We start from the raw sequence: 12,670 nt of genomic DNA on the forward strand, positions 1-12,670 counted from the left end.
GTGGCAGAAAAACCAACCAGCCAACCACCCCCAGACCAAGGAGAACGGCCAGTGACCTCCCGCGACACCGTCCTCACCCGCATCCGCAACGCCCTCGCGGACGTCCCCCGCGACGACCGCCCGCACGACACCCCCCTCACCAGGGACTACCTGCACACCCACGCCGACCGCACCCCGCAGGAGACCGCGACCCTCCTCGCGGAGAACCTCACCGACTACCGGGCCCACGTCCACCACACGGACGAGACCGGACTGCCCGCGACCGTCGCCCGCCTGATCGCCGAGCACGGCAGCCGCAGCGTCGTCACCCCGCAGGGCCTGCCCGCGCACTGGCTCGACGCGATCGGCCCGGACACCGAGCGGCACACCGACCGGCCCGAGCAGACCACCTACGACCTCGACGCGATCGACACCGTGATCACCGGCTGCGCGCTGGCCATCGCCGAGACCGGCACCATCGTGCTCGACACCTCCCCCGACCAGGGCCGCCGCCGGATCACCCTCGTCCCCGACCACCACATCTGCGTCATCACCCCCGCGCAGATCGTCGCCTCGGTCCCCCAGGCCCTCCCCCGCCTGGACCCCACCCGGCCCCAGACCTGGATCTCAGGCCCCTCCGCCACCAGCGACATCGAACTCGACCGCGTCGAAGGCGTCCACGGCCCCCGCACCCTGGACGTCATCATGGTTGTGTGATCGCACAAACGAGGCGGACAGCTGGATCACGCGGCTTATGCAATGCGCCAGGAGACTTATCCCTCGCAGATGCGTCACTATGATCGTCACAATGACCTGGTGCGCGGCAGAGAGAGAGTTCCTGTGATGATCCGTACCGAACGGCGCCGCGGCATGGTGGCGGCCGTCGGCGGCGCCGCCGTACTGCTGGCGCTCACTGCCTGCTCGTCCTCGGACAAGGGTTCCGACGCCTCGTCGTCGTCCCCCTCCGCCTCGTCCTCCGCTTCCGCGTCGGCGACCACGCCGAAGGTCACCGGTTCCGTGACCGTGTTCGCGGCGGCGTCGCTGAAGGAGTCCTTCACGACGCTCGGCAAGCAGTTCGAGGCCGCGTACCCCGGCACGAAGGTGACGTTCAACTTCGGCGGCAGCGACGTGCTCGCGGCCAGCATCACCTCGGGCGCGCCCGCTGACGTCTTCGCGGCGGCCAGTACGAAGACGATGAAGATCGTCACCGACGCCAAGGACGCGGCGGGCGCTCCCGCCCCCTTCGTGCGCAACCAGTTGGAGATCGCGACGCTGCCCGGCAACCCGGACAAGATCGCGTCGCTGAAGGACCTGACGAAGTCCGGCCTCAAGGTCGCGCTGTGCGCGAAGACGGTGCCGTGCGGGGCCGCCGCGCAGACGGCGCTGACCGACAGCGGGCTGAAGCTGACGCCGGTCAGTTACGAGCAGGACGTGAAGGCCGCGCTGACGAAGGTGGAGCTGAAGGAGGTCGACGCGGCGGTGGTCTACAAGACCGACGTGAAGGCCGCGGGCGGCAAGGTGCAGGGCGTGGACTTCCCCGAGTCGGCGAAGGCGATCAACACGTACCCGATCGTGGAGCTGAAGAACGCGCCCAACGGGACGGCCGCGCAGGCGTTCATCGCGCTGGTGCGGTCCGCCGAGGGCCAGAAGGTGCTCACCGGGGCGGGCTTCCTCAACCCGTGACCGGTCAGGAGCGGTGGGGCGCCGCGGCCGGTCCGGGACTTCCCGGGCACCGGCCGCGGCGCCGCTTCGTGCGCAGCCGCGGCGGTGTCCCGCTGCCGTTGCTGCTGCCCGCGCTGATCGCGCTCGTCTTTCTGCTGCTGCCGCTGCTGGCGCTGCTGATCCGGGCGCCGTGGCGGAGCCTGCCGTCGCAGCTCACCAGTTCCGAGGTGTGGACGGCGCTGCGGCTGTCGTTGGAGACCGCGACCACGGCGACCGCCGTGTCGCTGGTGTTCGGGGTGCCGCTGGCGTGGCTGCTGGCCCGTACGACGTTTCCCGGCCGCGGTCTGGTGCGCTCGCTGGTGACGCTGCCGCTGGTGCTGCCGCCGGTGGTCGGCGGTGTGGCGCTGCTGCTGGCGCTGGGGCGCAACGGTGTGGTGGGGCGCTGGCTCGACTCGGCGTTCGGCGTCACGCTGCCGTTCACGACGGCCGGTGTAGTGGTGGCGGAGACGTTCGTGGCGATGCCGTTCCTGGTGATCACCGTCGAGGGGACGCTGCGGGCGGCCGACACGCGGTTCGAGGAGGCGGCGGCGACGCTGGGCGCCTCGCGGTTCACCGCCTTCCGCCGGGTCACCCTGCCGATGATCGCACCGGGTGTCGCGGCGGGCGCGGTGCTGGCCTGGGCCAGGGCGCTGGGCGAGTTCGGCGCGACCATCACCTTCGCGGGCAGTTTCCCCGGCCGTACGCAGACGATGCCGCTGGCGGTGTATCTGGCGCTCCAGGACGATCCGGCCGCCGCCATCGCGCTCAGCCTCGTCCTGCTCGCGGTCTCCGTCGCGGTCCTCGCCGGGCTGCGCGAACGCTGGACGGCCGCGTCATGAGACTCGACAAGGGGGACGGGCCCGACGTGCGGGGCGCCGAGGACGCCGACGGCCTCGACGCGCGTCTCGTCCTGGACCGCGGCACCTTCCGGCTGGACGTACGGCTGTCGGTGCCGCCCGGCGAGGTGCTGGCGCTGCTCGGTCCGAACGGCGCGGGCAAGACCACCGCGCTGCGTACGCTGGCCGGTCTCGCCCCGCTGTCCGGCGGCCATCTGCGGCTCGACGGGCGGACGCTGGAGGAACCGGCGGTACGGCGGCGGGTGCCGGCCGAGGACCGGCCGGTCGGAGTGATCTTCCAGGACTATCTGCTCTTCCCGCATCTGACCGCGCTGGACAATGTCGCCTTCGGGCCGCGCTGCCACGGCGCGTCCAAGGCGGACGCGCGGGCGCGGGCGGCGGATCTGCTGGACCGGATGGGGCTCGCGGACCACGCGGGCGTCAAGCCGCGGCGGCTGTCCGGCGGGCAGGCCCAACGCGTGGCGCTGGCCAGGGCGTTGGCGACCGGGCCGCGGCTGCTGCTGCTCGACGAGCCGCTGGCGGCGCTGGACGCCCGCGCGCGGCTGGACGTACGGGCGGAGCTGCGCCGCCATCTGGCCGCGTTCGAGGCGGTGGCGGTGCTGGTGACGCACGACCCGCTGGACGCGATGGTGCTGGCCGACCGGCTGGTGGTGATCGAGCACGGGCGGGTGGTGCAGGAGGGCACGCCCGCGGAGATCGCCCGCCGTCCGCGTACGGACTACATCGCGCGGCTGGTCGGGCTCAATCTCTACCGGGGCGAGGCCGAGGGACATACGGTCCGGCTCGGTCCGGAGCTGACCGTGACCGCCACGGAGGAGCTGACGGGGCCCGCCTTCGTGGCCTTCCCGCCGAGCGCGGTCACGCTCTCCACCGACCGGCCGGACTCCAGCGCGCGCAACACCTGGCGGGCCAGGATCTGCGGCCTGGAGTCGCACGGCGACCAGATCCGTGTCGCCCTCACTGGGAGCGCCGACGACCTGCCGCTGACCGCCGACCTGACGGCGGTGTCCGTGGCCGAACTGGGCCTGCACGAGGGCGCGCAGGTGTGGGCGACGGTCAAGGCGGCCCAGACGCACGCCTATCCCGCGTGAGCCGGCCGGGCGGCGGGGCTCAGCGGTACCGACGCGGCGGCCCTCAGCGGGAGTTCGGCGGCGAGCCGGCCCCCGGTGTCACGGCCAGCAGATTGCGGGCGATGGTCAGCAGATAGGCGCGGACGGTGGCGCTGCCCGGCTCGATCCGGCCGAGGTGCAGCCAGGCGCGCAGCAGCGTCTCGTGGGCCACGTCCTCGGCCTGCGCGCGGTCGCGCACGTGGCCGAGGGCGAACGACACCAGCATCTCGTAGTGCTCGGTGTGCTGCCCGGTTTCGCGTTCTTCCGGTGTCACCGGTCGTCCCCTCCCCCGGGGGCGGCGCACGCCGCAACCCCTGTGGGAGTAATACGCGACCGGCGCGCGCCGCGTTCATCCGGGGTGGGTGTGGCCTCAGGTGGGCGTGGGGCGTACGAGTACGGAGCCGGGCCGTGGCCCGGCTCCGCTCGGGTGTCGGCCGGCCGCGGAGATCAGCCCGGCCGGGGGATCAACTCGGCAGCGTCCACTGTTGGTTGGCGCCCGTGCCGCAGGTCCAGATCTGGAGCCGGGTGCCGTTGGCGCTGCTGGGGCCCGTCGCGTCCAGGCACTTGCCCGACCCGGCGTTCACCAGCGTGCTCCCGCTGCGCGTCCACTTCTGGGCGGCGCTGCCGTTGCAGTCGTAGAGCTGCACCTTGGTGCCGTTGGCCGTGCCCGCCGAGGTGACGTCCATGCACTTGCCGAGGGCCTTGAGCGTGCCGTCGGAACCGACCGCCCAGGTCTGGGCGCTGGTGCCGTTGCAGTCGTAGAGCTGTACGGCCGCGCCGTTGGTGCTGCTGGCGCCCGCGATGTCCACGCACTTGCCGCCGTAGCCGTGGATGGCGCCGGTCGGGCCGCCCTGCGGCGGGGTGACCGGGCCGCTCTGGCCCGCCGCCCAGCGGATCTCCTGGATCAGCAACTGGTTCTGCTGGGCGCTGGCGAAGGTGGACGACAGCGCGGTGTTGGTGTCGTAGTTCATCGCGTTGTGCCCGAAGTTGTTGTAGACCATCTTGTAGTTCTTGTTGGTCCACACGATCGGGTAATAGCCGCTGTACCAGGTCTGGTTGGGGTCGGTCCCGATCGGGAACGTCGACTGGTCCATCGAGGCCAGGATGTCGATGTTCGGGTTCTGCCGCAGGTCGTTCTGCCAGCTATACCACTCGCTGACGGACGAGGCGATCGTGCCGGGCAGGCCCGCGGTGGCCGGGTGGTTCGGGTCCTCGATCTTCAGCGTCTCGGCGGTCGGCCCCCAGGTGTTGGACTTGAAGGTGCCGGTGCCGAGGAAGGTCTGGTGGTACCAGGACCAGCCGTTGGACGACGCGTCGTTGTAGGCCGCGACATGGAAGCCGATCCAGCCGCCGCCGTTGTTCATGTACGTCTGGAACGCGCTCTGCTGGGCCGCGGTCTGCGGGGCGTTGTCGAGGAACATGACCACCTGGTACTGGGCCAGGTTGGCGGTGTTGAGCTGGCTCCAGTCGTTGGTCGAGGTGTACGAGAAGCCGTACTGCGCCGCGTGCTGCGGGAACCACGCGTTCGCTTCGTGGACGAAGTTGATGTGGGCGGCGTCGTACGTGCCGTCGTAGAAGGCGATCACCTTGAAGTCGGCGGCCTGCGCGGTGTGCGCGGGCCCCGCCTGTACCCCGAGCACCACGGCGAACAGCGCGAACAGCCTCAACAGGGTGCGCGACCAGGGTATTTGTGTGCGGGATCTGATCATGTGGGGGACCTTCCTTGTGCGCGACGGTGGGGGACGTGCGCCTGTACCGCGATTGAAAGGTCCAGACTATGTTCATGTCAATGACTCGCGGTCGAATCCTTGACCTAGTAACAGCGTTGACCGGGGGGTGAGTTGTTTTTCGTTCACTTCCTTGACCCAGCCCTTGACGCGGCGGCCCGGTGGGGCGATCCTTCCGAACCAACGGACAAGAAGCTTTCCTTCCACGCACCACCGCATACCTCCCCCTTACCACTGGCCCGTACTCCTCCCCGTCGGGCCCCGTCCGACCCCATCGGCCTCATCCGACCCCATCGGCCTTCATCAGTCCCCATCGGCCTCATCGCATCCTTCGGACCGCGTCGCCCGCGGAGCACGGTGCGCGACCGCGGCGACGCTCACAACCCCGGTGGGGGCCGGGGGGTCGCAGGTCGGGTGCCGGGTGTCCGTTTCGTTCAAGACACCCGGCGCCCGGCCCGCCTAGCGTGAACGGCATGAACGCACCCCTCACGCCCCGTATCGATCTGATCGGCCTCGTCGTCGCGGACATGGCCGCCTCGCTCGCCTTCTACCGGCGCCTGGGCATCGAGCTGCCCGCGGCGGCGGACGCGGAGCCGCACGTCGAGGTCACGCTCCCCGGCGGTCTGCGGCTGGCCTGGGACACCGTGGAGACCGTCCGCTCCTTCGACCCCGACTGGTCGCCCGCCACCGGCTCCCGGATGTCGCTGGCCTTCGACTGCGGCGCCCCCGAGGGCGTGGACGCGGCCTACGCCGAGCTGACCGAGGCCGGGCACACGGGCCACCTCAAGCCGTGGGACGCCTTCTGGGGCCAGCGCTACGCGGCCGTGTACGACCCGGACGGCAACACCGTCGACCTCTTCGCCGCTATGCCGGAGCCGTCGGCTGGATGAGCCGCCCGAGCGGCACGCCCGCGAGCGACTTGACCTCGCGCGCGAGATGGGCCTGGTCGGCGTAGCCCGCGACCGCCGCGACCTGCGCGAACGCGGTGCCCCCGCGGGCCAGCTCCAGCGCCCTCTGCAGCCGCAGCACCCGGCCGAGCGTCTTGGGCCCGTAGCCGAACGCGGCCTCGCAGCGGCGGCGCAACTGCCGCTCCCCCAGGCCCGTCCCGGCCGCGATCGCGCCCACTGGGCGGCCCGCGGCCAGCGCCCTGGCGACGCCGCCCGGGAGGGGATCGACGGGCCCGGCCGCGCCGAGCCGCGTCACCGCCCAGGCGTCGAGGACGGCGGCGGCGTCCCGGCCGCCCAGCCGGTCCGCCAGCCGTCCAGCGCGCGCCGCGGGCCACAGCGCGTCCAGCGGCACCCTGCGGTCGCGCAGCTCGCGGGCCGGCACTCCCAGCACCAGCGGGCCGAGCCCCGGCGCGAACCGCAGCCCCGCGTACGAGCCGCCCGGCGCGTCGTCGGCGACGAACGCGCGGGTGTCGGGGCCCGCGACCAGCAGGCCGCCGTCGTACCAGATCAGGTCCATGCAGCCGTCGGGCAGCACGCGGTAGGACCCGCCGCCGTTCTCACGGGTCCACACGGTGACGCCCGGCACCGCGGCGGCACGTTCCTCGTACATGCCTCCATGGTGCACCGCGACCCGGCCGCCGGTCCCGCCGAGCCGAGCCGCGCGTCACAGCTCCGGCGGGAAGGGCGGCATCGGCGGCGGGGGCGCGGCGGGCGGCGGAGGCGCGGGCCGGGAGGCCGAGCGGTGCGGGGCCGAGTGCCGGGCGGGCGGGGGCGCCGGAGCCATCGGCGGTACGTCGGGGCGGCGGCGCAGCCGGGACCGCACATCGGCGTGCGGCAGGAATTCCGCCCACCGCTCGGGGTATTCGGCGGGCGGGTCGTCGTCGGGGTCGCCGTCCTCGTCCCCTGCGTACGCGGCCCTGCGGGCGGCGGCCTGCGCGACGACCTCGGCCGCCGCGGCCTCCCGCAGCCTGGCGTTCTCCTCGCGGGCCGCGGCGGTGGCCAGCGACGGCCACACCCGGTCCACGGCCGCGTTGACGGCCGCGCCGACCAGGACGGCGAAGGCGGACACGCCGATCCACAGCAGGACGGCGACCGGCGCGGCCAGCGAACCGTAGATCGTCGGTCCCTCGACGGTGTGGGTGAGGTAGATCCGCAGGACGAAGCTGCCGACCACCCACATCAGCAGCGCGATCAGCGCGCCGGGCACGTCCTCGTACCAGGCGGAGCGCACCGGCACCGACACGTGGTAGAGCGTGGTGAGGAAGGCGATCGTGGCGAGCAGGACGGCGGGCCAGTACAGCACCGCGACCGCGCCCTCGCCGCCCGGCAGCACGTCGACCACCGCGTCGGGTCCCGCGACGACCAGCGGCAGTACGGCGGCGCCCAGTATCAGCGCCACGACGTACAGCACCAGCGACATCAGCCGGGTCTTGACGATGCCGCGGCGGCCCTCCAGGCCGTACATGATGGTGATGGTGTCCACGAAGACGTTGACCGCGCGGGAGCCCGACCACAGGGCGATCAGGAAGCCGAGCGAGATCAGGTCCGGGCGGCGGCCGTGGAAGACGTCGTCGACCAGGGGTTTGACGAGCTGGTTGACGCCCTTGTCGGAGAGCACGGTGGAGGACGCCGTGAGGATGTTGTGCCGGATGTGGTCGATGGTGTCGAGGCCGATGACGGTGTCGACGTAGCCGAGGGCGCCGACCAGGCCGAGCAGCAGCGGCGGCAGCGACAGCAGGACGAAGAAGGCCGCCTCGGCGGCGAGGCCGGTCACCCGGTACTCCATGCAGGAGTTGACGGTGTCCTTCAGCAGCAGCCAAGCGACCTTGCGCTTGGAGACGTTGCGGTACACCACCCGAGCCCGGCGCCACCTGCTCGGGCGACGATGGCCTCTTTCTTCGACTGCTTGCACCCCCTTACGTTAGCTGCCATGAGCACCCTCACTCACACGGTGACCAATCAGGCTCCGCCGCTGGTCGGCCATGACGTGTACAGCACCGACAGCGCCCTCGTGGAGGCCGTGGCCCGCCACGCCGATCCGGCCGGGCTCACGGAGATCACGGACGAGTTGAGCGAGCTGGGCAAGGCCGCGGGATCCGCCCAGGCACAGCGCTGGGGCGAGGAGGCGAACACGTACTCGCCCGTGCTGCGCACCCACGACCGCTACGGCAACCGGATCGACGAGGTGGACTTCCACCCCTCGTACCACCGGCTGCTCGGGCACGCGGTCAGCGCCGGTCTCACCGACGCCTGGTCGCGGCCCGACGGGCACCTCAGGCGGGCCGCCGGGTTCCTGGTCTGGTCGCAGGTCGACGCCGGGCACGGCTGTCCGGTGTCGATGACGCACGCGGCGGTGCCCGCGCTGCGCACCGACCCGGCGCTGGCCGCCGAGTGGGAGCCGCGGCTCGGGTCGCGGGTCTACGATCCGCAACTGGTCGCGGCCGGCGAGAAGCCGGGCGCGCTGTTCGGAATGGGCATGACGGAGAAGCAGGGCGGCTCCGACGTACGGGCCAACACCACGCACGCCGAGCCGCTGGCGGAGGACGGCGCGTACGCGCTGACCGGGCACAAGTGGTTCTGCTCCGCGCCGATGTCGGACGGCTTCCTCGTCCTGGCGCAGGCGCCGGGAGGGCTGACCTGCTTCCTGCTGCCGCGCGTGCTGCCGGACGGCACCCGCAACGTCTTCGCGATCCAGCGGCTGAAGGACAAGCTCGGCAACCGCTCCAACGCCTCCTGCGAGGTGGAGTTCAGCGGTACGTGGGCGCGGCGGGTCGGCGACGAGGGGCGCGGGGTGGCCACCATCATCGAGATGGTCGCGGCGACCCGTCTCGACTGCGCGCTGGGCTCGGCCGCCCTCATGCGGCAGGCGGTGGCGCAGGCCGTGCACCACGCCACGTACCGCAGCGCCTTCGGCGGGCCGCTGGCCGACAAGCCGCTGATGCGCAACGTGCTGGCGGACCTCGCGCTGGAGTCGGAGGCCGCGACGACCACGGCGCTGCGGCTGGCGGCGGCCTGCGACGCGGACACCGAGCAGGAGCGGCACTTCCGGCGGCTGGCGGTGGCCGTCACCAAGTTCTGGGTCACCAAGCGCTGTCCGGTCGTCGCGGCCGAGGCGCTGGAGTGCCTGGGCGGCAACGGCTACGTGGAGGAGTCCGGCATGCCGCGGATCTTCCGCGAGTCGCCGCTGAACTCGGTGTGGGAGGGCTCGGGGAACGTCCAGGCCCTCGACGTGCTGCGCGTCCTCCAGCGGGAGCCGCTGGCCCTCAACGCCTTCCTGGCCGAGCTGGGGCTGGCCCGCGGGGCCGACCACCGCCTCGACGGCGCCGTCAAGGACCTCCTCGGCGAACTCGCCGACCTCGACGGTGTCGAGACCCGCGCCCGCCGCATCGTCGAGCGCATGGCGCTGGTCCTCCAGGGCACCCTCCTGGTCCGCTTCGCGCCCCCCGAGGTCGCCGACGCCTTCTGCGCCTCCCGCCTCGGCCACGACTGGGGCGCCACCTTCGGCACCCTCCCCCACACCCTGGACCTGTCCGCGATCGTCGACCGCGCCCGCCCGGTCCAGTCCTAGGGCGCGTCCGCGAAGTCCCGTCGCGGCGGAACGGAAAACGGCGCGGCAGCGGCTGTCCCTCCGCTCGCCCCCCGAAGGGGGAGCAGAAAGGTTTCCGCCGCCGCGCCCACGGAGGGTGGCGCCGCGCCGACTCGGCACCACCCCCGGTCTGTTGGGCCGTCAGGCCGACCGTCCCGGCAGCGCGGGCGGGGGGCTGCCGCGCGCCGGTGACGCCGCGTCACTCTCCGTCGAAGTCGCGTACGCTCGCAATGGTTGCAGCCCGTTGCACATGTCGTCAGGCCGTGCGGGGACCTCCGGTGGACGGGAGGGAAATCGCGACGGCCGGGCCCGTACGGCGGCACCATGGGCAGTGGAAGACGGAGAGCACGCAGGGCGGGGGCGACGTGACACACTTTCCGATCCAGGTCGGCCGGAGGGACGCGATGGACGCCCGCGCGTCCGCGCACCTGCTGGCCTCGGTCCGGGAAGCCACTCTTGCGGGTGATGTGCCGCCGAAGCCGCCGCGGCCGGTGATCGGCGAGTCATGGACACGCGCCCTGAGCCGGGGCCTGGACCCGGACACCGGTCGCAACGACGGGCTGCTGGGCACCGACGAGCTGGAGTACCGGCGGCAGTCCACCCCGCTCGGCGCTCTGCTGCCGCTGCTGCGCGACGGTCTGAACGCGGTCGCGGACGTGGCCGGGCACATCATGATCGTCACCGACCCGGAGGGCCGGGTGCTGTGGCGCGACGGCAGCCTCGCGTCCCGCAAGTCCCTCGCGGACCGGCTGGGCTTCGCCGAGGGCGCGAGCTGGGCCGAGGACGCGGTCGGCACGAACGCGATCGGCACGGCGCTGGTGACCGGCACCCCCCTCCAGGTGCACTCGGCCGAGCACTACGTGCGCAATCTGCACGGCTGGACCTGCGCCGCGGCCCCGCTGCACGATCCGCGCGACGGACGGCTGCTGGGCGTGGTGAATGTGACCGGTCCCGCCTCCACCGCGCACCCGGCGAATCTGTCGCTGGTCTCCGCGGTGGCCAGGGTCGCCGAGGGCGAACTGCGGGCCAGGCACTGGGCGGCGGTCGAGCGGCTGCGGTCGGTGGCCGCGCCGCTGCTGGCCCGGATGGAGGGCCAGGCGCTGGCCGTCGACCCCAACGGCTGGGTGGCCGCGGTGGCCGGGATGGCGCCGCCGGACCGGCTGCAACTGCCCGCGGCCGTCAGCGCCGGGCAGATGTGGCTGCCCTCGCTCGGCCTGTGCTCGGTGGAGCCGCTGCCGGGCGGCTGGCTGGTACGGCTGGGCAGCCGCGAGCGGGCGTCGGGCGCGAGCCAGGTGGTGCTGGACGTGAGCCGTCCGCGCAACTGGATGGTGACGGTGAGCGGCGCGGCCGGGAGCTGGGCGCAGCAGCTCAGTCCGCGCCACGCGGAGCTGCTGTTCGTGCTCGCGGTGCACCGCGGCGGCAGGACCGCGGCCGAGCTGGCCGCCGACTTGTTCGGCGATCCGAGCCGTACGGTGACGGTGCGCGCGGAGCTGTCCCGGCTGCGGCGGAATCTGGCGGGCGTGCTGGCGCACCGGCCGTACCGCTTCGCCGACGGGGTGAATGTCGAACTCATCCGTCCGCACCACCCGTTGGACCTCCTCCCGCACTCGCTCGCGCCCGCGGTGCTGGCCGCGCGCCGCTGACCATACGGCCGCCGGGCGCGGCCGGTCACCGTACGTGTCCGGCCGCATTCGCGTGATGACCATCGAAACGAGTCGGCGGCGCGGCCGTCAAGAGGACGTGTCCGCGCGGTGGGGGCGCGCGGAGCGCGGTACGGGCGCGGGCCGGGGGCGAGATCCGGCCACCGGGTGCCCGGTCGCGGCGTCCGGGGCGGGCCCGGGGCGCCGGGCCGCACCGCCTAGGGTGGGCCGCATGAGTACGCCCGTGACCACCTGGTCCCTCGAACTGACCTCGCCCGACGAGCTGCGGGCCGCGGCCGTGCCGCCCGAGGCGTCGGGTGTCCGGATCGTGCGGTCGCAGGTCCCGTCGGCCGAATTCGGGCGCTTTCTGTATACGGCGGTCGGGGCGGACTGCGCGTGGCGGGACCGGCTGCCGTGGCCGCCGGAGCAGTGGCGGGCGCATCTGGCGCAGCCCGGCACCGAGGTGTGGGTCGCGTACGAACACGGCACCCCCGCGGGTTATGTGGAGTTGGGGGCGCAGGACGCGGGCGTGGTGGAGATCGTGTACTTCGGGCTGCTGCCGGACTCCAGGGGCCGCGGTCTCGGCGGCCATCTGCTGTCCTTCGGCACCGAGCGGGCCTGGGACCTGGGCGACCGCTGGGAGGGAAGGGAACCGACCGAGCGGGTGTGGGTGCACACCTGCTCGCTGGACGGGCCGTACGCGCTGGACAACTACCGGCGGCGCGGCTTCCGGGTGTTCGACACGACGGTCGCCGCTTCCCCGTCCACTCCGCCGGGCGCGTGACCGTCCGCGCGCCGGTCGCGCCGGGCGGGGCGTGACCGACGCCACAGTTTCTCACCTGGTGAGATTATCTGGTCCACATAATGGATGGCGGTGGACTCTCCGGAGACCCGCATGCCACGCTTTCGTCATGTCACGCACTGGAATCGCCTTGGTAGGTCGGCCGCACGTCGACTTCTGCCGCGTGTCCAGCGCCATCTGTCCGGCGGTCTGACCGACTTAGCTCCGCTCCCCGCCATCCCCGTCGTCGTGGATGCCCGGGAGTCCCCGGCCGCCCCGCTGTGTTTCACAGCCCTGCGTTTTCCCAGGCCATAGGGTGCTCCCGCGCGTAATCGACCGTATT

13 protein-coding genes are annotated in these 12,670 nt (G+C 72.7%); 9 read left to right on the top strand and 4 right to left on the bottom strand.

Annotated elements, in window-relative coordinates; all coding sequences use genetic code 11:
* Nucleotides 1-51 precede the first annotated feature (51 nt).
* The 4 genes from ACIOC1_RS29945 (at nucleotide 52) to ACIOC1_RS29960 (ending at nucleotide 3,628) form a co-directional block, all read left to right on the top strand.
* Nucleotides 52-696: a lactate utilization protein C gene (locus tag ACIOC1_RS29945; RefSeq protein WP_355338774.1), complete on the top strand. Its 645-nt coding sequence runs from the start codon at nucleotides 52-54 to the stop codon at nucleotides 694-696.
* Nucleotides 697-822: 126 nt separating this feature from the next.
* Nucleotides 823-1,662: a molybdate ABC transporter substrate-binding protein gene (gene modA, locus ACIOC1_RS29950; RefSeq protein ID WP_401857050.1), complete on the top strand. Its 840-nt coding sequence runs from the start codon at nucleotides 823-825 to the stop codon at nucleotides 1,660-1,662.
* Nucleotides 1,659-2,519 (top strand): ABC transporter permease, encoded by an 861-nt coding sequence (locus ACIOC1_RS29955; RefSeq protein WP_391048694.1) that lies wholly within the window; start codon nucleotides 1,659-1,661, stop codon nucleotides 2,517-2,519. Before modA ends, ACIOC1_RS29955 begins: the two co-directional genes overlap by 4 nt.
* Nucleotides 2,516-3,628 (top strand): ABC transporter ATP-binding protein, encoded by a 1,113-nt coding sequence (locus tag ACIOC1_RS29960; RefSeq protein ID WP_401312224.1) that lies wholly within the window; start codon nucleotides 2,516-2,518, stop codon nucleotides 3,626-3,628. Before ACIOC1_RS29955 ends, ACIOC1_RS29960 begins: the two co-directional genes overlap by 4 nt.
* Nucleotides 3,629-3,671: 43 nt before the next feature.
* On the opposite strand, the gene ACIOC1_RS29965 is transcribed toward ACIOC1_RS29960, so the two are convergent.
* Nucleotides 3,672-3,920 (bottom strand): sigma factor, encoded by a 249-nt coding sequence (locus ACIOC1_RS29965; protein ID WP_355338762.1) that lies wholly within the window; start codon nucleotides 3,918-3,920, stop codon nucleotides 3,672-3,674.
* Between the two features lie 190 nt (nucleotides 3,921-4,110).
* Entirely contained in the window at nucleotides 4,111-5,355 is a 1,245-nt protein-coding gene (locus ACIOC1_RS29970) for a ThuA domain-containing protein (RefSeq protein ID WP_355338759.1), read from the bottom strand.
* A 491-nt stretch (nucleotides 5,356-5,846) separates the two neighbouring features.
* Here ACIOC1_RS29970 and ACIOC1_RS29975 point away from each other — a divergent pair, with 491 nt between their 5' ends.
* The gene (locus ACIOC1_RS29975; RefSeq protein ID WP_391048703.1) at nucleotides 5,847-6,263 is read left to right on the top strand and encodes a VOC family protein; all 417 of its coding nucleotides are present in this window, start codon (nucleotides 5,847-5,849) and stop codon (nucleotides 6,261-6,263) included.
* Here ACIOC1_RS29975 and ACIOC1_RS29980 read toward each other — a convergent pair.
* A complete protein-coding gene (locus ACIOC1_RS29980; RefSeq protein WP_401312217.1) occupies nucleotides 6,238-6,930 on the bottom strand; it encodes a helix-turn-helix domain-containing protein in 693 nt (230 codons plus the stop codon). The genes ACIOC1_RS29975 and ACIOC1_RS29980 overlap by 26 nt on opposite strands.
* A gap of 54 nt (nucleotides 6,931-6,984) precedes the next feature.
* Nucleotides 6,985-8,232 (bottom strand): YihY/virulence factor BrkB family protein, encoded by a 1,248-nt coding sequence (locus ACIOC1_RS29985; protein WP_401857054.1) that lies wholly within the window; start codon nucleotides 8,230-8,232, stop codon nucleotides 6,985-6,987.
* Between the two features lie 18 nt (nucleotides 8,233-8,250).
* On the opposite strand from ACIOC1_RS29985, the gene ACIOC1_RS29990 reads away from it, so the two are divergent.
* The 4 genes from ACIOC1_RS29990 to ACIOC1_RS30005 all read left to right on the top strand — a co-directional run bounded on the left by ACIOC1_RS29990 (nucleotide 8,251) and on the right by ACIOC1_RS30005 (nucleotide 12,541).
* Complete coding sequence (locus ACIOC1_RS29990; RefSeq protein WP_401857056.1) at nucleotides 8,251-9,888, top strand: acyl-CoA dehydrogenase family protein; 1,638 nt, start codon at nucleotides 8,251-8,253, stop codon at nucleotides 9,886-9,888.
* A gap of 383 nt (nucleotides 9,889-10,271) precedes the next feature.
* A complete protein-coding gene (locus ACIOC1_RS29995; RefSeq protein ID WP_401857058.1) occupies nucleotides 10,272-11,549 on the top strand; it encodes a GAF domain-containing protein in 1,278 nt (425 codons plus the stop codon).
* A 229-nt stretch (nucleotides 11,550-11,778) separates the two neighbouring features.
* On the top strand, nucleotides 11,779-12,330 hold the full coding sequence (locus ACIOC1_RS30000) for a GNAT family N-acetyltransferase (protein ID WP_401857060.1): 552 nt from the start codon (nucleotides 11,779-11,781) through the stop codon (nucleotides 12,328-12,330).
* 127 nt (nucleotides 12,331-12,457) lie between these two features.
* Nucleotides 12,458-12,541 carry a putative leader peptide gene (locus tag ACIOC1_RS30005; RefSeq protein ID WP_355338823.1) on the top strand — a complete coding sequence of 28 codons (84 nt, stop codon included), beginning with the start codon at nucleotides 12,458-12,460 and terminating at the stop codon, nucleotides 12,539-12,541.
* Nucleotides 12,542-12,670 lie beyond the last annotated feature (129 nt).

Source organism: Streptomyces sp. NPDC088197 (assembly GCF_044741185.1).
GTDB lineage: Bacteria > Actinomycetota > Actinomycetes > Streptomycetales > Streptomycetaceae > Actinacidiphila.